Raw genomic sequence first — 22,694 nt, 5'->3', positions numbered from 1 at the left:
ATGGCGTGCCGAGCGCGCCAGAGGACTTCCAGCCCGTCAAGTCGGCCGGTCGCACCCTCGACCTGCTCGAGTTGCTCGCCGACCAGCCCCGGCCCTGGGCGCTCGGCGACCTGGCCCGCGCCCTCGACATCCCCAAGAGCAGCCTGCACGGCCTGCTGCGCACCCTGACCAGCCGCGGCTGGGTGCGCGCCGACGACACCGGCACCCGGTTCCGGCTCGGCATGCGCGCCCTGCGGGTCGGCGCCGCCTACCTCGACGGAGACGACAACGTCGACCTGCTCGCCGGTGTCCTCGACGAGCTGTCCCGCCGGTTCGGTGAGGCCGTCCACCTCGGCCGCCTCGACGGAGACCAGGTCGTCTACCTCGCCAAACGCGAATCGGTGCACCGGCTGCGCCTCTACAGCGCGATCGGCCGCCGGCTGCCGGCCCACGCCACCGCGCTCGGCAAGGCCCTGCTCGCCGGGCACCCGGACGACGCGGTCGACCAACTGCTGACCTGGCCCCTGCCGTCGCTCACCCCGCACACCGTCACCGACCGCCAGGCGCTGCACGCCGCCCTGGCCGAGGTACGCACCGCCGGGTACGCCGTCGACCGCGAGGAGAACGCCGAAGGCATCGTGTGTTTCGCGATGGCCGTACCACTCGCCACGCCGGCGGTCGACGCGGTGAGCATCTCGGTGCCGGTGACCCGCCTCCGGCCGGACCTCGACACGGCGATCGTGGCGGCCCTGCGGGACACCGTCGGCGGCCTGGACCGCGCCCGCAGCATGCTCATCGCCTAGACCCCGACCGACGCCGGTCAGGCGTCGGTCGGTACCACCACGTCGGGCAGCTCTCCCGGCCCCCGGACCACGGTCACCGCGGCGTAGCCGTCGGCCAGCCAGGCCAGGTCGGAGCCGGGAACCCGGTCCGCCCCGTTCTCCTCCACACTGGTCCGGACGAACCCCTGACCGCTCTCGGCGACCGTCATCTGCACCTGACCGAACGGGGCGAGGGTGGCCCGGCGCAGCCCGGCGACCCGGTCCGGCGGCAGGTCGGGCACGTTGAGATTGAGTACCGTCCCGGGCTCCGCGTCCCGTAGCCAGGGCAGCAGCCGGCCCGCCAGGTCGGCGGCCGTGGACCAGTGCCGGGCCTCGTCGTCGACCGAGTCCAGCACGGCGATGGCCGCGCCGCCGCTGTCCGCGCTCGCCGCCGCCGGGGACAGCACGTCCAGGGACACGGCCATCGCGCGGGCACCGCTGTTGGCGGCGGTCAGCGCCGCACCCACCGTCCCCGAGTGCAGGATCGCGTGGCCGGCGTTCGCGCCCCGGTTGATCCCGGACAGCACCAGGTCCGGCGGCGGACCGAACACCCCCAGCCCGGCCAGCACGGCGATGTAGCCCGGCGAGGCGGCCACCGCGTACGCCGGCACCCCGGGCAGCCCGGCCAGCTCGGTACCTTCGAACACCACCCGCCCCTCGTCGGTGACGGCGGTCAGCGCCGCGCTCATCCCGCTGGCCTCCTCCCGGGGCGCGGCGATCACCACCTCGAAGCCCCGGTCGTACGCGGCCCGGGCCAGCCAGCGGATACCCGGGGCGTACACCCCGTCGTCGTTGGTCACCAGCACCCGGCCCGGTCGGTCACCGGCCACCGTCGTCCCCCGTCCGCCCGTCCTCCGTCTTCTCGTTCCCCGTCTGCTTGCCCGCCGTCCCCTCGTCGAGCGGCGTCAGCCGCACCCGGCCGGCGAGTTCGCGTACCGCCTCCGCCCGGCCGGTGCCCAGCCCGTGCCGGGTGACGTTCAGCGCCCCGGCCGCCGCGCCGGTCCGTACCGCCTCGGTCAGGTCACCGCCCCGGGCGAGCACCGCGGCGACACCGGCGGTCATCGAGTCACCGGCCCCGCGATGGTCGGCCAACTCCAGCGGCGGAGCGTGCACCAGCATCGGCGGCTGGTCGTCCAGCAGCGCCAGGGCCGGCTCGCCGGCCCGACTGATCAGCACCGACGCCGCGCCCCGTTCCCGCAACGCGCGGCCGGCGGCCAGCAGGGCCCCGACGCTGTCGTCGTCGGCGAGGCCGTCGTCGATCAGCTCCTCGTGACTGACCTTGAGGACCGCGATCCCGCCGTCGAGCACCGCCGCCAGGTGTGCCCCGGACAGGTCCGCCACCACCGTCCCGCCGTTGGCCGTCAAATCGGCGGCGAGCCGCCGGTAGATGTCCGGGTCGACCACGTCGGGATCGGCCGGACCACTGAGCACGCTGACCGGCGCGCGCAGCCCCTCGGTCAGGGTGACCGTGTACAACTCGTCGATGTCGTGCCGGGCCATCGGCGTGCCCGGGTTCTCGGCGACCTCCGCCCGGGACCCGTCCCGCCGGTCGTGGACGTACCAGCCGGTCGTCGATCCCCCGTTCACCACCCGCAGCGTGACGTCCTCGTCGACGAGGAGCTTGCCCAGCGCGGCACCGACCTCCCCACCGAGGGCCACGCAGAGCGTCACCGGCGTGCCCAGGCAGGTGATCATGCGGGACTGCCACACGCCCTGGCCCCCCGGATGCAGGTGCAGCTCCAGCGTGTCGGCCTGCTGCTCGATCGTCACGGTCAACAGGGGTGCCGGGGCGAACACCATCACACGCTCATCCATCACCCCCTACTGCCCCGGCAACGGCCGCCCCAACCGCCCCGGTCCGGTACCGGTATCGGGGTGGCGTCGGGTACGGCGTGGCGGTAGTGTCCCCGGCGATGATGACTCCTCGTCGCAGATTGGGGGCCCCGTTCACGCAAGGTGAGTGCTGATGCGCTCCCCGGCCGCGAACGCGGAAACCCGTCTCTCCCTCTGGTCGCACGTGCGCCGGTACGCCGTGCCACCGTCCATGATCGAGTCCGCCACCGCCCGACGTCTGGTCGGCGACTGGGCCGGTGCCTGCGCCGCCGCCCGGGTCGACGTCGACCTCGACCTCCGTACGGTGGCCCGGACCCACGGCCGGGACCTGGCCGCCCGGGTCCGGGACGACCTCCGGCACCTGGCCCCCGACCTGCTCCGGTGGCACCTGCCGCGGATCGCGCCGGACGGGCTGCTGCGCCCCGGGCTGACCGTCGCGTTGGCCCGCTACCCGCTGGCGGCACCCGGCGGGGTCACGCCGCACCTGGTGGTGCGGACCCCGCCGGCGTGGGCGGACGCGGCCCAGCGGATCAGCCTGGCCCTGTGGTCCGGAACCGGCCCCGGCACCCACCCGCACCCCCGACCGGACCGGCGGTTCCGGCTCGACCTGCACCGGCACCTCTGGGACGCCCGCCGGGCCGGCGACCTGCGGCACCGCTGCGGCGCGGACCGGCTCGACGCCGAAGCCGTTGTCGACGCCGACCTTGTTGACCCATCCGGCCGGGTCGCCGCCGACCAGCGCACCGCGGCCCTGGCCGACCGCGGGTGCGCGGTCGGCCGGTGGGCGGCCGAGGCGACCACGCTGCTACGTGCCGACGGGCCCGGCCACGGACCCGTCGTCGTCCGCCTCGGGGCCCGGGAACGCCTGCTGCTCGACGTCTCGCCGGACGGGACGCGGCTACGGCCGGCCCACCCGTCGGCCGCCCCGCCCGGCACCCCCGTGCTGCCGGACGCGGCGACCTGGCTCCCACCCGACCTGGAGCTGCTGCGCCGGGGGCTGCTCGACGTCGAGCGGCTGCACCCGCTGGTGGCGGCGGCACTGGCTCCCGACCGGACCCGCACCCCGGATGCCCCGGTACCGGGCCCGGTCGTGACGCCGGTGGTGTGCCGGGGTGCCCGACACCGGATCGGCGTGGTCGACGGGCTGCTCACCGCACTGGACCACGACCCGGCGGAGATCCGCCGGGAGGAGCTGCTCGCCGCGCTCACCGGCACCCCGCTGCCCTGCCTGCGGGCCGTCGACCGGGCGTACCGCCACCCGGAGGGCCTGGCCGACGTCCGGGGCCGCCTCGACCACGGAGACACCGCCGGCGCCCTGGCCGTGGTCGAGGCCCTGCTCGGCCCGGATGCCCTGCTGCGCGCAGGTGACCTGCGTACCGAACTCGAGACCGCCGCGTCGCGGCGGGTCACGTACGGACTGTTCCGGGCCGGACTGGCCGGCTGGGGCCCTGGCCGCTCCGACGCGGACCACACCCGCAAGCGGGACCGTCGCGGCCACCCACGCCACGCCCTCGCCCGCTGACCCGGGCACCCCCCTTCACCCTGAACCTCCGACCTGACAGGTGACCGCCCATGCCCGTGTACCCCGTGCCCGCCACCACCGACGAGCCCCAGCTCGACGTCGCCGCCGACCTGCTCGCGCTGCTGCGCGCCACCACCACCGAGCCCCGCCCCGACCCGCAACTGGCCGCCCTGACCCTGGCCGTCGCCGCCGACCTGCCGGTGCTGCTGTGGGGAGAACCGGGCATCGGCAAGACCGCCGCGCTGACCCAGCTCGCCGATTCCCTGGACCTGCCGCTGACCACCGTGATCGCCAGCGTGCACGAACCGTCCGACTTCGCCGGCCTGCCGGTCGTCGGGGACGACCCGGCGAACCAGGGCGTCCCGATGGCCCCGCCGGACTGGGCGGTACGCCTGGTCCGCGCCGGGCGCGGGCTGCTCTTCCTGGACGAACTCTCCACCGCGCCGCCCGCCGTGCAGGCCGCCCTGCTGCGGGTGGTGCTGGAACGGCGGATCGGCGCGCTGAGCCTGCCGCCCGGGGTGCGGATCGTGGCCGCCGCCAACCCACGGTCCTCGGCGGCCGACGGGTGGGAGTTGAGTCCGCCGCTGGCCAACCGTTTCGTCCACCTTCAGTGGACCCACGACCACGAGGTGGTGGTACGCGGGCTGGCCGGCACCTGGCCCCGGTGCGTCCTGCCCCGCCTCGACCGGCACCGGCTGGTCCCGGCGGTCGGGTTCGCCCGCCGGGCGGTCTGCGGCCTGCTCGCCGCCCGCCCGGGGCTGGTGCACCGGCTGCCCACCACCGAGGCCCGCCGGGGCGGTGCCTGGCCGTCGCCCCGAAGCTGGGAGATGACCGTCCGGCTGGTCGCCTTCGCCACCGCCGCCGACACCTCCCGGGAGGTGCTGTCCCTGCTGGTCCGGGGAGCCGTGGGCGACGGCCCCGGCCTGGAACTGCTGGCCAGTCTGGACCGGATGGACCTGCCGGACCCGGAGACGCTGCTCGCCGACCCGGGCGCGGCGACCCTGCCCGAGCGGGGCGACCTGCGCCAGGCCGTACTGGACGGGGTGGTCGAGGCGGTACGGCGACGTCCGGAGCGGACCCGCTGGGAGGCCGCCTGGACCGTGCTGGCCGGGGCCCTGGAGTCCGGTCCCCCCGACCTGGTGGTGGTGCCCGCGCGTACCCTCGCCGCCCTGCGCCGCGACGACTGGGACGTGCCCGCGTCGGTGGACCGGCTCGCCGGCGTGGTGGCCCTGTCCCGGCGGGCCGCCGAGGTGGCGGCCGGGGCCGATCGGTGACCCCGGCCGCCACCGGGACGCTGGACCGGGACAAACTCTTCACCGCGCGGCTGCACGCCGTGCAGGTGCGGCCCTACCTGGCGACCGCGCTGTTCGCCCTGCACGTGGTCGAGTCGCGGCAGGTGCCGACGATGGCCGTGGACCGGCACTGGCGCTGCTACGTCTCACCCGGCTTCGTGGCCCGGACCCCGGTGGCGGAACTCGCCGGGGTGTGGGTGCACGAGGTGTCCCACCTGCTCCGCGACCACCACGGGCGCGGTGACCGGGTGGCCCGGGAGCGGGGGCTGACCGGGCCGGGGGAGCGGCTGCGGATGAACATCGCCGCCGACTGCGAGATCAACGACGACGTCTTCGGTGACGGGTTGGCCCGCCCCGAGGGAGTCGTCGACCCGGCGGGGCTGGGACTGCCCCCCGGTGAGCTGATGGAGGACTACCTCCGGTGGTTCCGGCTCGGCCCGCGTACCCAGGACTGGGTCTGGTTGGACTGCGGCAGCGGCGCCGACGGGCGGGAACGGGAGTGGGACCTCGGGCCGGACGGCGCGCACGGCCTGAGCCCGCAGGAACGGGACGCGGTGCGGTTCCGGGTGGCGCAGGGGATCACCGGTCGGCCGGGCAGCGTCCCGCAGGGTTGGCGTCGCTGGGCCGAGGAGGCGTTCCACCCACCGCAGCCGTGGCGGGAACTGCTGGGCGCGGCGGTCCGCTCGGCGGTGTCGGTCGCCGGCGTCGGGGAGGACTACACGTACGGCCGGCCGGCCCGCCGGTCCAGCGGGGTGCCCGGGGTCGTGCTGCCGGCCCTGCGCCGCCGGCCGCCCCGGGTGTGCGTGGTGATCGACACCTCCGGCTCGGTCAGCGACGCCGAGCTGGGCAGCGCGCTGCTGGAGGTCACCGCGATCTCCCGGGCGGTGGCCGGGCGGCGCGACCTGGTCACCGTGCTGCCGTGCGACGCGGCCGCCCGGGTGGTGCACCCGCTGTGCCGGGCCGAGGACATTCCGCTGCTGGGTGGCGGCGGCACCGACCTGCGTACCGGCTTCGCTCGGGCGCTGCGGCAGGCGCCCGGGCCGGACGTCGTCGTGGTCCTGACCGACGGACAGACCCCCTGGCCCACCGTGCGGCCGCCGTGCCGGACCGTGGTCGGGCTGTTCCCCCGGTCCGGATACGATGAGCGCGACCCGGACCGGGTACCGGACCGGCCTCCGGACTGGGCGCGGGTGGTGGACATCGGCCCCGCCGGGCACCGGTGAACCGCCGTCCGGACGGTGCACGTACCCGGGAGGGCCAGGCAGATGACACCGCACCCGTTGCGGCAGGCGGCGGCACTGCTCAGCCAGGCCCGACAGGTCGTGGTCTTCACCGGGGCCGGGATGTCGGCCGAGAGCGGCGTGCCGACCTTCCGGGACGCCCTCACCGGCCTGTGGCGGCAGTTCGACGCCCAGGCGCTCGCCACCCCGGAGGCGTTCCGGGCGGATCCCGCCCTGGTCTGGGGCTGGTACGAGTGGCGGCGCAGCACGGTCCGGCGGGTCCAGCCGAACGCGGGCCACCGGGCCGTGGCCGCGATCGAGAGCCGGCTCCCGGGCACCGTCGTCGTCACCCAGAACGTCGACGACCTGCACGAGCGCGCCGGCTCCCCGGCCCCGGTCCACCTGCACGGCAGCCTCTTCGCGCCCCGCTGTTCGGCCTGCGCCCACCCCGCCCCGGTCGCCGACGGCGAGGAACCGCCGGACGGCCGGCGGTTGCCGCCGCCCGGGTGCGTCCGGTGCGCCGCCCCGGTCCGACCGGGCGTGGTGTGGTTCGGCGAGGCGCTGCCCCCGGACGCGTTGCAGGCGGCCGCCGAGGCGGCGGCTTCCTGCGACCTGCTGGTGACCGTGGGTACCTCCGGAGTGGTCTACCCGGCGGCGGAGATCCCCCAGGTGGCGGCCCGACTCGGGGCCACCGTCGTGCAGGTCAACCCGGAGGAGACCCCGCTGGACCGGGTGGCCGACCTGAACCTGCGCGGCCCGGCCGCCCGGGTGTTGCCCGCCCTGGTCGACGCCGCGTGGGGCACCGGGCCGGGCTGACGGCCGGCGTCCGGCCGGAGCGGCGGCGGACGGGACAGCCCACCCGCCGCCACCCACCGGTCAGGCGGCGCAGTGCCGCGGCCCCCGGCTGGCGAGGTCGGCCAGTCCGCAGACCCGCACCAGCGGATAGTACGGGCCCATGACCTCCGCCGCGGTCTCCGCCGAACTGTTCAACGGCACGTTCTGCACGGCGTGCGGGAACCCGTCGACCGGGATCAGGTTCCGGAGCAGGACCATGTGCGTCGAGGTCGGGTAGGACGTGGAGAAGGGCAGGAAGGTCACCCCCGGCACGGCCTCGATGGCCGGCCGTTGCGCCTCCGTGCCGAGGACGAAGGTGTAGTGACCGTGTCGGTCCGTCGACGTCTCGTCGTCGTACCGGCAGCCGTAGCTCGCCGGTCCGTCGGTGGGCCTGTTGATCACGACCGGCTTGAGCTGACCGCCCAGGTTGGTGCACATCGACCAGTAGCGGAGATCGGTCTTCCGGCGGGGCCAGACCTCCGGATGGGTTCCGGCGACCGCCCGGGGTGCCCGGCCCCGGATCACCACGACGTTCTCCGCTCCCGGCGGGGCTATCCACGCGCCCAGGTACGCGTTGTCCGGGTTGGGGGCCAGGTTCTCCACCTCGGAGGTGTGCCGGAAGAGCTTCTCACCCGCCTCGTCAGGATGCCCCGGACCGCCGGGTCCTCCCGGGTGCCCCGGGTGCCCGGGAACGCCCGGCCCGCCGGGATGCCCCGGTCCTCCCGGTCCTCCCGGCCCGCCGGGGTGACCCGGGTGGCCGGGTCCGCCGGGCTGCCCCGGCCCGCCACCGGTGCGGCCGGAACCACCCGTCCCGCTGCCGGGCGGTTCCAGCGGCGCGGCAACGGTCCCGGTCCCGTTTCCGGTCCCGGCCGCGCAGGGCGGCAGGGTCGTCGACACCCCACCCTGGGTCAGGGTCACCGTCGGCAGGACCACCGCCGCGTCGCCGCCGGTCGGCAGGTAGACCCGGAAGATCACCGATGCCTTCGCGCCGGCCGGTGCGTCCTCCCGGGACAGTGGCAGCCGGTTGACCTCCCCGACCGTCACCTCCGGACTGAGCGTGACGGTGAACCGGCCGCCCGACGTCCCGGGCGTCCGCCACGGGTTGACGCTGCCCGGGTCCGGGACGATCAGATAGTCGGGGAGGCTGGACGCGACACCGTTACGGGTAAACTGGGCCGGCTTCTCGTCATAAACGTTGAAAGACGCGTATCGGGCGTCCGGGAAAACTCCGGAAATGGTGACTTCCAGGTCGCCGGTGACCGGATAGATGGTCGACCAGTAGGTGGCGGCAGTATCCGGCCAGTATGCGTTCAGGCCGTTCACGCCGTACTTCGCCGACCAGGCGCACTCCGGCATCCTGATCTCCGCAGCCGCCGGGGTCAGCGCCTGTGCCGGGACCGTCACCAGGGGGACAGCCAGCGCTGTCAGCCCTGCTGCCAGCAGGAAGGCGCGCCGGGCAGTCCGCATCGCTTTTCCGCATCCGGAAATTGTCATCCGGTGACTTGACCACACTTACATGTCGGCTAAGTTACGTCTCAGGTCAGCGGCGGTATTGGCGGAGCAGTAGTGGCGGCCACCATTCCGACATGCTTTTCGCGGCAGATCGGGCCAGGTGCGGCGGAACGGGGCCGAAAGGCCCGGCCGGCCGGTGCCAGACGGCCGTGTCCGGCCCGTCGCACGAGGGCCACGATCAGGGCATGAGCACACTCGACCGCACCGGTACCCGTCCCGTCGGGTCGCGCCCCGACCGGTCCGCCGTCGGCTGGCCGGTGGTCGTCGGGTACGCGCTGCTCGCGTACGCGAGCAGTTGGGCCTGCTGGCTGCCGTTGCTGATGACCGGGCGGGTGGTGCGGGTGGGTGGCTCGGCCACCCACCTGCCCGGCCTGCTCGGGCCGGCGCTCGCCGCCCTGCTGGTCGCGGCGGTGCTGGCCCGGCGGGGCCGGCCGGTGGGGATGCGCGCCCGGTTGACCCGGTGGCGGATCGGCCGGTGGTGGCTGGTGGCGTGCTCCCCGCTGGCCATGGTCGGGCTCGGGGCGGCGGTCGCCGCGCTCGCCGGAGACCCACCCGCGCCCGGTGACTTCGGCCTGGTGAACGGCTTCCCCCAGTGGGGTGTCGTCGGGGTGCTCGGGCTGCTCGTGCTGGTCAACGGACTGGGGGAGGAGACCGGCTGGCGCGGGTTCCTCCAGCCCCGGCTCCAGCGCGGGCTGCGACCCCTGGTCGCGGTCGTGGTGCTCACCGGCATCTGGGTCGGCTGGCACCTGCCGCTCTTCGCCGTCCTCAGCAGCTACCGGGGGTTCTCCGTCGGAACCCTGGTCGGCTTCACCATCGGCATCCTCTGTGGCGCGGTGGTCCTCGGCTGGCTGTGGAACCGTACCGGCAGCGTCCCGGCGGTGGCGGTCTGGCACGCGCTGTACAACCTGGGCGCGGCGACCGTGGCCGCCACCGGGACCATGGCGGCGGTGGTGACCACGCTGGTGATCGGTCAGGCGGTGGTGCTGGTGGTGGCCGAACTGGTCACCGGGGGCCGGGTGTTCGCGCCGGTGCCGGCCGCCCGGGACAGTGCCCACCCGTGACCGGCCGCCGCCCGCCGCCGTCTACCGCCGTTCCCGGCGGGCGGTCGGCGGCGGCGGATCCGCAGCCGGCTCGCCGGGCGGCGGCGCGGTCGAGGAACGGACCATCAGCTCCGGGCGGAACAGGACCTGCCGGTGGGTGTGGTCCGGTCGGGCCTCGTCCAGCAGCAGCCCGGCGGCGGTCCGGCCGAGGGCGTACGTCGGCTGCCGCACGGTGGTCAGCGGCGGTGACAGCAGGGCCGCGAACGGCAGATCGTCGTACCCGACGACGGAGACGTCCTCCGGCACTCGCCGCCCGAGGGCGTGCAGCCGGCGCAGGACGCCGAGGGCGGCGGTGTCGTTGAGGCACAGCACGGCGGTGGGCGCGGGACGCAGCGCCAGCAGGTGGTCCACCGCCCCGGCGGCGGCGTCCACGAGGGCCGGAGGATGCAACACCATCCGCAGGTCGACGACGGTGTCGTCGGGATCCAGCCCGGCGTCGGCGACCGCCTGGCGTACCCCGGCGCGACGCCGGGTGACCGTGCCGGACTCGACGGTCGCGCCCAGGTAGGCGATCCGGCGATGGCCCAGCGCCAACAGGTGCTCGGCGGCCAGCCGCCCACCGAGCACGTCGTCGACCGCCGCCGCGCACAGGTCGAGCCCCGAGCGGGGTTCGTCGACCAGCACCACCGGGGTGCCGCGCCGGCTCGCCGCGAGCAGCGCGCCGCGATCGGACCCGATCGGCGCGATGACGATGCCGCGTACCGCCTGCTCCTGGAGCAGGTCGAGCAGTTGTCCCTCCTTCTCCGGACGCAGGTCGGTGCTCGCGGTCAACAGGAGGCAGCCCGCCTCGGCGAGCCGGTCCTCGACACCCCGGTTCAACGCGGCGAAGTACGGGTTGGCGAGGTCGAGCACGACGCTACCGACGATCGGGCTCGGTAGCCCGCGTAGCTGCCGGGCCGGCCCGCTGCGGACGAAACCGGTACGCCGGATCGCCTGCTCCACCCGCAGGCGGGTCTCCGGCGCGACGATGTCGGGCCGGCTCAGCACGTTGGCGACCGTCGAGGCGGACACTCCCGCCGCCACGGCGACGTCCCGCATCCGGACCCGCCGTGGCCCGCCGCGTTCGGTCACCGTCCCGCCTCGCTCTCCCGTCCCCGGGTCGTCCGCCGGGGTCGTCGATTGCCCGCGAAGAGATCGAAGCGTATCGTACGGCAGCGAGCCGGATTACAAACGTAACAACAACCACGAGCTGGGCTGATCCGCGACCACCAGGGCAACGGCGGTCGGATCTGGGCACCCCGGTAGGCGTGGTCGTCGTGCGCCCCGGCTCCGGGGCCACCCACCCCGAGGTAGGTCATGACAAGACGATTCGCCCTGCTCGGCGCCGCGCTGCTCGCGCTCGCCGGCTCCGTCCTGATGTTCGTCCCGCCGGCCCAGGCGGCCGTCGGTCTGCACGTCGACGGCACCACCATCGTCGAGGCCAACGGCCAGCCGTTCGTGATGCGCGGGGTCAACCACCCGCACGTGTGGTACACCGGCCAGACCAACTCGTTCGCCGACGTCAAGGCCCTCGGCGCCAACACGGTCCGGGTGGTGCTGGGCAGCGGCAAGCGGTGGGGGCCCTCCACCGACGTGGCCGATGTGGTCAGCCGGTGCAAACAGAACCGGCTGATCTGCGTACTGGAGGTGCACGACACCACCGGTTACGGCGAGGAGGGCGCCGCCGCCTCGCTCGACGAGGCCGTCGACTACTGGATCAGCCAGAAGAGCGCCCTGGTCGGCGAGGAGAACTACGTCGTCATCAACATCGGCAACGAGCCGATCGGCAACGTCAACGCCGCCCAGTGGACGAGTGCGACGGCCGCCGCGATCCGGAAGATGCGCGACAACGGCTTCGCGCACCTGCTCATGGTCGACGGCCCGAACTGGGGCCAGGACTGGCAGTACGTCATGCGGGACAACGCCCAGACGGTCCTGGACGCCGACCGGCAGCACAACACGGTGCTGTCCATCCACATGTACGCGGTGTTCAACACCGCCGCCAGCATCGTCGACTACCTCGACCGGTTCGAGGCCAACGGCTGGCCGCTGGTGATCGGTGAGTTCGGCTGGCGGTTCACCGCCGGCGAGGTGGACCACGAGACGCTGCTGGCCGAGGCGAACCGCCGCGACCTGGGCTACCTCGGCTGGTCCTGGAGCGGCAACACCGACCCGATCCTGGACATGGCCCGCGACTTCGACCCCGACCAGCTCACCACCTGGGGGCAGCGCATCTTCCACGGCACCGACGGCATCGCGGCGACCGCCCGGGAGGCCACCGTCTTCGGCGGTACGGGCCCGACCACACCACCCACCACGCCCCCGACGAGCCCGCCGGTCGGTCCCACGCCGACGCCGACCGGCGGCCCCGGGGCCTGCACCGCCACGTACCACGTGATCGGCCAGTGGCCGGGTGGTTTCCAGGGCGAGGTGCGGATCACCGCCGGCGGCGCGGCGATCCGGGGCTGGACGGTCACCTGGACCTTCGCCAACGGGCAGGCGGTCACCAACGCCTGGAACGCGACGGTGAGCAGCAGCGGGGCGGCGGTGACCGCGCGCAACGTGAGCTACAACGGCAACCTCGGCGCCGGTGCCGGCACCACCTTCGGTTTCCTCGGCTCCGGGCAGGGCGGCAACGCCGCCCCGTCCCTGACCTGCACGGCGAGCTGAGCCGACCGGCGCGGGCCGGATCCCCGGCCCGCGCCGACCGGTCGGTGGGCGGGTGCCGCATCCGTAGGGTGCCGGAGTGGTTGCCCCGGGTATATCCATCGACTACTTTCGAGCCGTGTCTCGACGGACTTCTGACGGGGGCCGGGGTGTGCCGGCCGCCGCCCGGGTGGGTGCGGTGGTCGGCGGTAGCCGGACGAACCGGGCCGGGTCGTGACCGGCCCGGGGCGGGACGACGAGGTCGGTTCACCGCCCCGCGTGTCGCTCTGGCAGGTCGTCCTGCTGGTCGCCCGGGCCGGCGGCGCGTCCTTCTACGGCGTGCTGGCGACGATGTGCACGACCGGGATCGGACTCGCCGCCGTCCTGGTCCTCGGCCGGAGCCTGGCCGCCGGGCTGACCCGGCAGGACGGACGACCGGGCCTGTCGCTGTGGCTCCTGCTCGCCGCCGTGGTCCTGCTGGTCGCGGTCGTCGCGTTCGGCCGGATGGTGGGGGGCGGGCTGCACCGCCTGCTGACCGAGAAGGTCATCCGGTGGTGTGAGGAGCAGATCACCCTCCTGTCGGCGCACAGCGAACTCATCGAGTTCGACACTCCGGCGTTCCACGACCGGCTCGTACGGGCCCGCCGGGCCTCCACCTCGGCCCTGCAGATCACCCTCGCGGTGCCCCGGGTGATCGCCGCGTCCCTGACGGTCGGCGGTCTCGTCGTCGCCGTCGCGCTCACCGCCCCCGTCCTGTTGCCGGTGGCGCTGCTGTCCGGGCTGCCGGTGCTGCTGACCGGTCGGGCCCTCGGCGAGCGGCTGTTGACGTTCACCTGGGGACACACCCCGAGCGACCGGGAACGCCAGCACATCGAGAACATCCTCGAGTCCCGGGACCAGGCCGCGGAGATCCGGGTCTTCGGGATCCAGGACTTCCTCGCCGACCGGTGGCGGCACCTGTACGACGAGCGGATCGACGAGATCCGGGACCTGGTCCGGGGCTTCCTGCGTCGGGCCGTCGTCGCCGCGGTCGGGGTGGCGGCCAGCCTGACCGTCCTGCTGGTCTCGCTCGCCTGGTTGCTGGCCCGGGGCCATGTCGATCTGCTGGCGGCGGTGACCGTCGGGGTCTCCGTGCTCATCCTGTCCAACCAGTCGCAGACGATCGCCGCCAACGTCGGTGCGCTCCGTGAACATTCCGGACAGTTGGCCGACTTCCTGGCGACCATGCGCCTGCTGGACCGGCTCGCCGGCACCGGCGTCGACCGGCGGCCGGCGGCCGGGCCGTTGACCCGCTTGGACGTCGACCAGCTGACCTTCTCCTATCCGGCCGCCAACCGTCCCGCGCTCAGCGACGTCTCGTTCTCGTTGCGGGGCGACGAGATGGTGGCGATCGTGGGGCACAACGGATCCGGCAAGACCACCCTCGCCAAGCTCCTCTGTGGACTGTACGAGGCGCAGTCGGGGGAGGTCCGCTGGAACGGTCGGCCGATTCGGGCCCAGGATCCGGGCAACGAAATCGGCGCGGTTTTCCAGAGCTTCGCCCGGTACTGGTTCTCGGCGGCGGACAACATCCGGGTCGGTGCGGCGGTGGGGCCGGTGGACGCCGACCTGGACCGGGTCCGGGCGGCGGCCCGGGAGGCCGAGGCGGACGGTTTCCTCGCGGGCCTGCCGCGCGGCTACGAGACCCTGCTGGCGGCGGAGTTGGCCGGCGGTGTCGACCTGTCGGTGGGGCAGTGGCAGCGGGTGGCTATCGCTCGGGTCCTGTACCGGGACCCGTCGCTGGTCGTCCTGGACGAACCGACCGCGTCCCTGGACGCCGAGGCGGAGGCGAAGCTCTTCTCGACCCTTTCCCGATTGCGGGGGAGTCGGGCCGTACTCGTTATCAGCCACCGATTCTCCACGGTTCGGGTGGCCGATCGGATCCTGGTTCTCGACAACGGCAGGCTGATTGAGCAGGGTACCCATGACGAACTGATGACGCTGGGTGGAAAGTATGCGGGAATGTATTCCCAGCAGGCCGCCGCGTACGCCTGACCGGGCCGGTTCCTGCCGGGTGCCGGGTGCCGGGTGCCGCAGGGCGTGGCCCGGGGCCGGGTGTGCGGTGGGTGGGGCGAGCGTTGTCGGGTCAGGGTGGGCCGTCCACCGGGCGGGGTGCTCCAGTGCGGTCGCCGTCCCGGTGCGGCCGGGTCGGTCCTGCTCCGGGCGCGGTCTCGGGGTGGATGGCGACGGGTCTCGGGGCGGGTGTCGACGGGTGCCGGGCGGGTCGTGCGAATCGTGAACCGCCTGCTGGAATGCCCCGGTGCCCGGCGACGTGGGCCGCATTGGCAAGATCCGTCAGACAGAAAATGGATCTTCAATTAAAGATTGACTCACGTCAACTGGTTGAGTGTTTTGGATTCGTAGTATACGTTCGGCGTATTGACCAGCTCTGCCTTCGGGCACGGGAGGTGTGACAAGTGGCGGTAGAAACCAGAAAACTGCGCATGCTGGGTGACGGCGTGCACGGCGACAACACGGTCACCACGGCGGCCGGCTCCTGGAACGTGGACAACGCACCACTGGTCCTCCGGGAGACCTACACCCAGTCCTACGTCGAGGGTGTCTACGACGAGATCGCGGCGGCCCCCGAAGGGGTCGAGTTCGCCGCCCCCGCGGAGCCCCAGCTCTGCCCCTGCAGCGCCACCTTCTGACCCTGGGCGACCCGCCCAATGGTCACTGACCCCGCGAACGTGTTGCCGGTCCGGTGCGTCGACGGTCGGGCCGGCAGCGCCGCATCCCTCCACGGCCTGTCTCCGGGCGGCGCTGCCCGCCCGAAACCCCGCCCCGCCGGGCCGGGACGCGTCCGCACCCGTTCACCCCTGGAGGACAAGCGTGCCCAGCCTCGAGTCGCTCGGGTCGAACCTGAAACCGGCCTTCTCGGGTCGGGTGCCCACCTTCCTCAGTGACTCGGCCGCCCTGGTCGACGTCCTGCGGGAGCACGGGCTGACCGCCTGCTCCTACAGCGAGATCACCACGACGGACCCGGACCTGCTCCGGGACGTGGTGGCCATCCCGATCGACTTCACCACCACGCCACCCGGGCCGGTCATCGAGCAGCACTTCGGGAACTCGGCCATGCTCGTGGTGCCGGTCGCCTCGTTCTGCGGCACCGAGCACGGCGCCCGGTACATGCTCACCCTGCTCGCCGACATCGACCTGCCTCGCTGTGTCGACGGTGTCCAGTACTGGCTCGGCCAACTCGAGACCGCGCCCCGGCTCCGCCTCGTCGGCGGCGGCACGGACGTCGAGGTCGTCCTCGGCGACGAGGTCAACCTGATGAGCCCCAAGGGCAACATCGCCATCCAGCGCGGCGAGTGGGTCAGCATCGCCCAGTACCTCGAGGTCGGTCTCGTCTCGGCACCGGAGACCCAGCGTCCGCACCACGACATGAACGGCACCTTCGTGGCCGAGGGATTCGTGGTGGCCCACCACCGTCTCTACGCCGACCGCATCGGGCAGACCGCCGCCCGGGCCTGGAACTACCTGACCGACCTGCGTGCCCGCAACGGCGGCGCACCCATCGTCGTCGAGATCAGGGACTCCCGCCCGGTCAGCCTGACCTGCGGCCCGGAATCGGTCCTCGACGAGGTGCTGACCTTCGTCGACCCCAACAAACGGGAGTTCATCACCGAGTTCGGGTTCGCCGCCATCCAGTGGCCCGTGGACGTCGACTGGAGCATCAACTCGCAGTTCAACGAGGCCGTCGGCGGGCTGCACATCGGACTCGGCAACGGCGTCACCGGCGCGCACATCGACCTGGTGGCCCCGAAGGCGATCCTCGCATGACCGCCACCCCGGACGCGGCGCACGCCGAGTGCCTGCGGGTCGTACGGGCCTCCGGCGGGGCCCTCGCCTGGCACGTGGGCTGCTACGACCTGGTGCGCTCGCTGCTCGGCGACGAACGGCTCGGGCTGGCGCACCCCGTACCGCGACTCGCCTCCCGGATGCTCAACTCGCCGATGGTCGGGCCCCTCGACGTCACCCCCGAGCAGGAACGCGCCCAGCACGACCTGATGCGCCAGGTCATGCAGACCATCGCGAGCTGGCGGGCCTCGCAGCGGCTCCGGCACCTGGTCCAGCGGGTGGTCGACGAGCACGTCCAGCGCCTGGCCGACGCCCCGCAGCCGGCGAACTTCCACCAGCTCGTCGCCGAACCGTTGCCCCGTACCGTGGTGGGCGTGGTCCTCGGCGTCCCGGACGACGACCACGAGCACCTCGGCGCGCTCATCGAACGTACCCACGACGGGGCCGACCGGCACGGGGCCAGCGCCGCCGTGTCGCAGTTGCAGGACTACATGCTCCAGCAGCTCCGGGAACGGGCCCGGTCCCCGCGGGAGGACCTGCTCACGGTGCTGGCCCGGGCGGACCGCTCGGGGCAGGCGGCCGGCACCGCCGCGCCACCGATGCAGAACCTCGCCGCGCTGATCCTGATCGCCGGGAGCATCACCCCCACGTCGGTCCTCGACCACGGGCTGGTCCTGCTGCTCAACCATCCCGAGCAGCGGGCCCTGCTCGACGACGAGGAACTCGCCCCGGGCCTGATCGACGAGATCGTCCGGGTCCGTTCCTTCGTGCGCCCCCGACCGGAGGCGAACCCGCCGAACGGGCTGTCCCGCTACGCGAACACCAGCTTCCAGCTCGCCGACGCCCAGATCAACGTCGGTGACCTGCTGATCCTCGACACGCACACCGCGAACTACGACGAGAACCACTTCGCCGACCCGTACGACTTCGACGGGCGCCGGCCGGCCAACCCGCACCTGGGTTTCGGCTACGGGCGACACCGGTGCCCGGGGGCCAACCTGGCCCGCCTCGAGCTCGAACTGCTGTACCGGGCGCTGTTCCGCAGGCTGCCGACGCTCCGGCTCGCCGTGTCACCGGACCGTCTCCTGGACGAGATCCGCCGCGACGGCGGTGTCGTACGGACCGTGCCCGTCGTCTGGGACTGAGCGAGAGGGGACACCACCGTGACGGATTCCGCGACCGCGCCGGGGCAACCGATCCGCAAGCTCTCCTTCTTCGGTAGCGGCAGCCGGCCGCCGCGCACCATCACCACACCGCACCGGACCTACCCGGTGGCCCGTGCCGAGCCACCCGCCGACGGCGCACCGACCGGTGACGCCCCGGCCGGGTGCATGTTCCGGCGGCCCGGCTGTCCCTGCGGCGTACCCTTCTGACCGTGGCCGTCGGTGCCGGCATGGCACGATGGCCGGGGTCCGGTGCCGTCGGCGCGGACACGACACCGATGGAGTCGCCGATGACAGGACGGGCCGAGGGGCCGGTGCCGGGACTGACGCCGTTGTGGACCCACGATCCCGCCACCGCCGGCCCCTACCGTCTGGTCGGTCGCCTCGGCATGGGCGGGCAGGGGGTGGTGTACCTCGGCGAGGACGACCAGGGTCACCGGGTGGCGGTCAAGATGGTCCACGTCGACCTGAGTGATCCCCGGGCCCGGACACAGTTCCTGCGCGAGATCGCCGCCGCCCGGCGGGTCGCGCCGTTCTGCACCGCCCAGGTGCTCGCCGCCGAGGTGGACGGTGACCAGCCCTACGTGGTCAGCGAGTTCATCGAGGGCCCGACGCTGTACCGGCACGTCCGCGAGCACGGCCCGGTCGGCGGCAACGCCCTGCACCGGCTCGCGGTCGGCACCGCCACCGCGCTCGCCGCGATCCACCGCTCCGACGTCGTGCACTGTGACCTGAAACCGGACAACGTGGTGCTCGGTCGGGACGGCCCACGGGTCATCGACTTCGGTATCGCGCGGGCCCTGGGGGTCACCGAGACGGCGACCAGCCGGGTGCTGGGCACGGCCGCGTACATGGCCCCGGAACGGTTCCAGAACGACACGGTCACCCCGGCCTGCGACATCTTCGCCTGGGCCGGCACCATCGCCTTCGCCGCCGGTGGGCAGCCACCGTTCGGCAACGATTCGCTGTTCGCCGTGATGCACCGGGTCGTGCACGCCCCGCCCGAGCTGCCGCCGCTGCCGCCCGGCCTGGACGAGCTGATCCGGGAGTGCCTGGACAAGGACCCGGGCCGGCGGCCCGAGGCCGAGCAGGTGCTGATCCGGCTGCTCCGGCAGGACGCCAGGGTGACCAGTCCGCTCCGCCGGGAGACCGTGCTCCAGTTGGGCAACGACACCGCCGGAGCGCCCACCCCGAACCAGCCGCTGCCACTGCCCGACCCGTCGTCGCCGGTCCCACCGGCCGATGCGCCGCCATCGTCGCCGTCGTCGCCGGTGGCGGTCCGGCCGGTCGCCGCGCCGGTGCCGGTCCCGCCGTCCCCGTCGCCGGACGACCGGCCGGTGTCGGTGGTGCCGGCGCAGCTCCGGCCGGACCCACCGGCTCCCGCGTCACCATCGGCGTCCACGGGACCGGCGGCGTATGCCGGTCCGTCGGCGTCCACGGGACCGGCGGCGTATGCCGGACCGTCCGCGTCGGTGGGATCGGCCGCGTGGCCGGGACCGGCCGCGCCCACGGTGCAGGTCGCGCCGTCCCGCCCGGAGGGTGACGGCTGGGGGACCCGGCTACGGCGGGAGGCCGTCGACCCGTGGGGGATGTCCGCCGCGATCTTCCTCGGTCTGGCCGGGTCGGCCGCCGGCTACGTCGCGTCGGAGGACGTCGCCACCGCTGCGGCGACCGGGCTGGTCGCCTTCGTCGTGGTCTACCTGGTCCGGCTGCTGCTCGCGGTGTCCCTCGCGGGCCGCCCCGACCGCCGCTGACCGTCGCTGGTCGCCGCTGGCCGCCGTGCACCGCGCTGCCAGTCGTACCGCCGGCCGCGCCGCCAGTCGTACCGCCAGTTGTTCCGCCGGGTGGTCTGCGGGCCGGTCCGTTGGCGGCCAACCGATAGGTTGACTTCCGTCAGTCGACCGTCGAGGAGGGCTCTCCCATGGCCGTAGCGCCATCGTCGGGTAACCGGCAGTGGTTGCCGTACACCGCCGCCGTCACCGCCGGGTTGGTGGTCATCGCCGGAGCGTTCCTACTGGTCCGCGGGCAGGACCAGGACCCGGGACGGCCCCGGGCCGACTGCACCGTCACCCTGGAGGTCAACTCCTCCACCGAGAAGGCGGCGCTGGTGGCCGGGCTGGCCGAGCGGTACAACAGCGCCGACCGGACGCTCGACGGCGGCGGCTGCGCCCGGGTGCACGTCACCGCCCTGACCTCGGGCAAGGCCACCGAGGTCCTGGCCGCCGGCTGGACCGGCACCGGGCTGCCCCGGCCGCAGGTCTGGCTGCCTACGTCGAGCCTGTGGACCGGTCAGCTGCGGCTGCTCGACCAGGCCGCCGGACGGCCACCACAGACCCCGGACCGGTACCCGTCGATCGCGAACAGCCCGCTGGTCATCGCGATGCCCAAGCCCAAGGCCGACCTGATCCGCCAGCGTGGCGCGCTGGGCTGGGGTGAGATCCTCGGCCTGTCCGGTCGGGAGGGCTGGGCCGGATTCGGCAAGCCGGAGTGGGGCCGCTTCACCTTCGGCAAGGACAATCCGAACCTGTCCACCTCCGGGTTGGCCGCCACCATCGCCACCTACTACGCCGCCGTGCAGCGCGCCAGCGACCTGACCCGCGCCGACCTCGCCGACCCGAAGGTGACCCAGTTCGTCCGCCGCATCGAGGCGAACGTGTCGCACTACAGCGACGACGTGGTGGACCTGCTGCGTGACCACGCCGAGGCCGACCTGGCCGGCGGGGGCGCCAGCACGGACGACCTGAGCGCCGTCGTCATGCAGGAGGAACTCGTCCACCTCTACAACGAGGGGGAGCTGAGCCCGAAGGGCGACGGCGAGCAGCGCGGCCGCAAGCCGAACGTGCCGCTGGTCGCGATCCACCCGAAGGAGGGCACGTTCAACCTGGACCACCCGTACGTGGTGCTGCCCACCGCCGACGAACGGCAGCGCGCCGCCGCGGACGACTTCCTGACCTTCCTGACCGACAAGGACCAGCAGGCGGCCTTCGCCGACCTCGGCTTCCGTGACCACGAACGCCGGGCCCCGGACGAGCTGCTCGCCAGCGTCGGCACCGAACCCACCGGCGGGCTGACCTACTTCGATCCGCCGGACCCGGGCGTGGTCGACGCCATGCTGGACGGCTGGGGCACGCTGCGCAAGAAGGCCAACATCCTCATCGCGCTGGACACCTCCGGGTCGATGGAGGCGGCGATCGGCAACCGTACCCGCTTCCAGGTGGCCTCGGCGGCGGCGGCCAAGGGCCTGGCGCTGCTCAACCCGGAGGACCGGGTGGGGCTCTGGTCGTTCTCGTCGGAGACGTCGCAACGCCCCGACGGCCCGTACCGGGAGGAGGTCCGGCTCGGTGACTTCGACCGGAAGAAGGTCACCAGCCGGATCGCCAACCTGCACGTCGAGGGGAGCACCGCGCTGTACGCGACGGTCCGGGCCGCCCACCGGCAACTGCTCGACCGGTACGACCCGGACCGGATCAACGCGGTGGTCGTGCTGACCGACGGCAAGAACGAGTACACCCGGGACAACGACCTGGCCCGGCTGCTCGCCGACGTCGCCCTGGACCCGGAACGCCCGGTGAAGGTCTTCTGCATCGCCTTCGACCGGGACTCCGACCTCGCCACCCTGGACCGGATCGCCAAGGCGTCCTCCGGCAAGGCGTTCGACGCCACCGACCCGGCGATGATCGACGAGGCGTTCGTCAAACTGGTCAGCAGTTTCTGAGCCCGACCACGACCCGCTCCCCACCCCCGAAGGGCGACCGCGTGACCACCCGACCCCCCATCCACGGCGACGCCGACGAGTCCTTCGGCCCGGTCGCCGACGTGTTCCGCGACAACTTCGCCAGCCGTGGCGAGGTGGGCGCGGCCGTCACCGTCTACCGGCACGGCCGCAAGGTCGTCGACCTGTACGGCGGCCTCGCCGACCCCCGATCCGGACGGCCCTGGACCGCCGACACCCCCGCTGTGGTCTTCTCCTGCACCAAGGGAATCCTGGCGGTCTGCGCGTACCTGCTGGTGCAGGAGGGCCGGCTGGACCTGGACGCCCCGGTGACCCGCTACTGGCCCGAGTTCGGCGGCCACGGCAAGGCGGACGTTCCGGTGCGGTGGCTGTTCACCCACCAGTCGGGCCTGCCGGCGCTGGACCGCCCGTTCACCCTGCCGGAGGTGCTCGCCTGGACACCGGTCGTCGAGGCGATCGAGGCGCAGACCCCGCTGTGGGAGCCGGGCACCGCGCACGCCTACCACCCGATGACGTACGGCTGGCTGGTCGGCGAGGTGCTCCGCCGGATCACCGGCCGGATGCCCGGGGTGTTGGTCCAGGACACCCTCGGTGGCCCGCTCGGGCTGCGTACCTGGCTCGGGTTGCCGGCCGCCGAACGCGACACGGTCGCCTGGATGGTGGCCGCGCCGGCCGAGGCCGGGCCGCCGGGCGAGCCGATGCCCGACTGGGTGGAGCGGGCCGCGACCATGGGCGGCGCGCACGCGTTCCCCGCCGACGACACCGGTCTGGTCAGTTTCAACGACCCGGCCATCCAGGCGGCCGGGCTACCCGGGGCCGGCGCGGTCAGCACCGCCGACGGGCTGGCCCGGCTCTACGCCGCCTGCGTCTCCGGTGTCGACGGGCCGCCGCTGCTCAGCACCGCGTCCGTGGACGACGCCACCGTGGTACGGGTCCGGGGCCGGCAGTTCCACGGCGGGCCGGACGCCGGTCAGCGGTGGGGCACCGGTTTCCTGCTCGACTCGCCGCCGGCCCGACCTCTGCTCGGCACGCGGAGCTTCGGCCACGACGGCGCCGGCGGGCACCTCGCCTTCGGCGACGACCGGTACGGCATCGGCTTCGGCTACGTGGTCAACCAGATGGGCGGGTCCGTCGACGACCGGTCCAACCGGCTCACCGCGGCCCTGCGGGCCTGTCTGTCGGCGTGACCCGCGGGGGGGGGGCGACGAGCCACGCCG

General features: G+C 73.7%; 19 protein-coding genes. 15 read left to right on the top strand and 4 right to left on the bottom strand.

Annotated elements, in window-relative coordinates:
- Positions 1-5 precede the first annotated feature (5 nt).
- Positions 6-782, top strand: a complete 777-nt coding sequence (locus PVK37_RS24625; RefSeq protein ID WP_275030180.1) for an IclR family transcriptional regulator — start codon at positions 6-8, stop codon at positions 780-782.
- Positions 783-799: 17 nt separating this feature from the next.
- Here the strand turns inward: PVK37_RS24625 and surE are convergent, their stop codons facing one another.
- Together surE and PVK37_RS24615 are read right to left on the bottom strand one after the other, a co-directional pair.
- Positions 800-1,630 (bottom strand): 5'/3'-nucleotidase SurE, encoded by an 831-nt coding sequence (gene surE / locus PVK37_RS24620; RefSeq protein ID WP_275030179.1) that lies wholly within the window; start codon positions 1,628-1,630, stop codon positions 800-802.
- Positions 1,620-2,615: a 1-phosphofructokinase family hexose kinase gene (locus PVK37_RS24615; protein ID WP_275030178.1), complete on the bottom strand. Its 996-nt coding sequence runs from the start codon at positions 2,613-2,615 to the stop codon at positions 1,620-1,622. The genes surE and PVK37_RS24615 overlap by 11 nt, the downstream gene beginning before the upstream one ends.
- A 151-nt stretch (positions 2,616-2,766) precedes the next feature.
- On the opposite strand from PVK37_RS24615, the gene PVK37_RS24610 reads away from it, so the two are divergent.
- The 4 genes from PVK37_RS24610 to PVK37_RS24595 are packed head-to-tail and all read left to right on the top strand — an operon-like array spanning position 2,767 to position 7,483.
- Complete coding sequence (locus PVK37_RS24610) at positions 2,767-4,155, top strand: hypothetical protein (RefSeq protein WP_275030177.1); 1,389 nt, start codon at positions 2,767-2,769, stop codon at positions 4,153-4,155.
- 50 nt (positions 4,156-4,205) lie between these two features.
- The gene (locus tag PVK37_RS24605; RefSeq protein WP_275030176.1) at positions 4,206-5,429 is read left to right on the top strand and encodes an AAA family ATPase; all 1,224 of its coding nucleotides are present in this window, start codon (positions 4,206-4,208) and stop codon (positions 5,427-5,429) included.
- Positions 5,426-6,670 (top strand): vWA domain-containing protein, encoded by a 1,245-nt coding sequence (locus tag PVK37_RS24600; protein WP_275030175.1) that lies wholly within the window; start codon positions 5,426-5,428, stop codon positions 6,668-6,670. The genes PVK37_RS24605 and PVK37_RS24600 overlap by 4 nt, the downstream gene beginning before the upstream one ends.
- 42 nt (positions 6,671-6,712) lie before the next feature.
- Positions 6,713-7,483 carry an SIR2 family NAD-dependent protein deacylase gene (locus PVK37_RS24595; protein WP_275030174.1) on the top strand — a complete coding sequence of 257 codons (771 nt, stop codon included), beginning with the start codon at positions 6,713-6,715 and terminating at the stop codon, positions 7,481-7,483.
- 60 nt (positions 7,484-7,543) lie between these two features.
- Here PVK37_RS24595 and PVK37_RS24590 read toward each other — a convergent pair whose 3' ends face one another.
- Complete coding sequence (locus PVK37_RS24590) at positions 7,544-8,968, bottom strand: hypothetical protein (RefSeq protein WP_275030173.1); 1,425 nt, start codon at positions 8,966-8,968, stop codon at positions 7,544-7,546.
- A gap of 230 nt (positions 8,969-9,198) precedes the next feature.
- On the opposite strand from PVK37_RS24590, the gene PVK37_RS24585 reads away from it, so the two are divergent.
- Positions 9,199-10,074: a CPBP family intramembrane glutamic endopeptidase gene (locus tag PVK37_RS24585; protein ID WP_275030172.1), complete on the top strand. Its 876-nt coding sequence runs from the start codon at positions 9,199-9,201 to the stop codon at positions 10,072-10,074.
- A 21-nt stretch (positions 10,075-10,095) separates the two neighbouring features.
- Here the strand turns inward: PVK37_RS24585 and PVK37_RS24580 are convergent, their stop codons facing one another.
- A complete protein-coding gene (locus tag PVK37_RS24580) occupies positions 10,096-11,184 on the bottom strand; it encodes a LacI family DNA-binding transcriptional regulator (protein WP_275030171.1) in 1,089 nt (362 codons plus the stop codon).
- Positions 11,185-11,409: 225 nt separating this feature from the next.
- Between PVK37_RS24580 and PVK37_RS24575 the strand changes: the two genes are divergently transcribed.
- The 9 genes from PVK37_RS24575 to PVK37_RS24535 all read left to right on the top strand — a co-directional run bounded on the left by PVK37_RS24575 (position 11,410) and on the right by PVK37_RS24535 (position 22,664).
- On the top strand, positions 11,410-12,762 hold the full coding sequence (locus tag PVK37_RS24575) for a cellulase family glycosylhydrolase (protein WP_275030170.1): 1,353 nt from the start codon (positions 11,410-11,412) through the stop codon (positions 12,760-12,762).
- A 255-nt stretch (positions 12,763-13,017) separates the two neighbouring features.
- Positions 13,018-14,772 (top strand): ABC transporter ATP-binding protein, encoded by a 1,755-nt coding sequence (locus tag PVK37_RS24570; protein ID WP_275030169.1) that lies wholly within the window; start codon positions 13,018-13,020, stop codon positions 14,770-14,772.
- Positions 14,773-15,194: 422 nt separating this feature from the next.
- Complete coding sequence (locus tag PVK37_RS24565; protein WP_275030168.1) at positions 15,195-15,428, top strand: hypothetical protein; 234 nt, start codon at positions 15,195-15,197, stop codon at positions 15,426-15,428.
- A 181-nt stretch (positions 15,429-15,609) separates the two neighbouring features.
- The gene (locus tag PVK37_RS24560) at positions 15,610-16,563 is read left to right on the top strand and encodes a CgnE/CgnB domain-containing protein (protein WP_275030167.1); all 954 of its coding nucleotides are present in this window, start codon (positions 15,610-15,612) and stop codon (positions 16,561-16,563) included.
- On the top strand, positions 16,560-17,726 hold the full coding sequence (locus PVK37_RS24555) for a cytochrome P450 (protein ID WP_275030166.1): 1,167 nt from the start codon (positions 16,560-16,562) through the stop codon (positions 17,724-17,726). Before PVK37_RS24560 ends, PVK37_RS24555 begins: the two co-directional genes overlap by 4 nt.
- A gap of 18 nt (positions 17,727-17,744) precedes the next feature.
- On the top strand, positions 17,745-17,954 hold the full coding sequence (locus PVK37_RS24550; RefSeq protein WP_275030165.1) for a hypothetical protein: 210 nt from the start codon (positions 17,745-17,747) through the stop codon (positions 17,952-17,954).
- Positions 17,955-18,034: 80 nt separating this feature from the next.
- A complete protein-coding gene (locus tag PVK37_RS24545; protein WP_275030164.1) occupies positions 18,035-19,498 on the top strand; it encodes a serine/threonine-protein kinase in 1,464 nt (487 codons plus the stop codon).
- Positions 19,499-19,665: 167 nt separating this feature from the next.
- Positions 19,666-21,459, top strand: a complete 1,794-nt coding sequence (locus PVK37_RS24540; protein WP_275030163.1) for a vWA domain-containing protein — start codon at positions 19,666-19,668, stop codon at positions 21,457-21,459.
- Positions 21,460-21,500: 41 nt separating this feature from the next.
- Positions 21,501-22,664, top strand: coding sequence for a serine hydrolase domain-containing protein (locus tag PVK37_RS24535; RefSeq protein WP_275030162.1), 1,164 nt, complete (start codon positions 21,501-21,503; stop codon positions 22,662-22,664).
- The last annotated feature ends 30 nt before the right edge of the window (positions 22,665-22,694 follow it).

This window comes from Micromonospora cathayae, assembly GCF_028993575.1.
GTDB lineage: Bacteria > Actinomycetota > Actinomycetes > Mycobacteriales > Micromonosporaceae > Micromonospora > Micromonospora cathayae.
The sequence above is the reverse complement of the archived record's forward strand: the minus strand, read 5'-3'. Positions and strand labels throughout refer to the sequence as shown.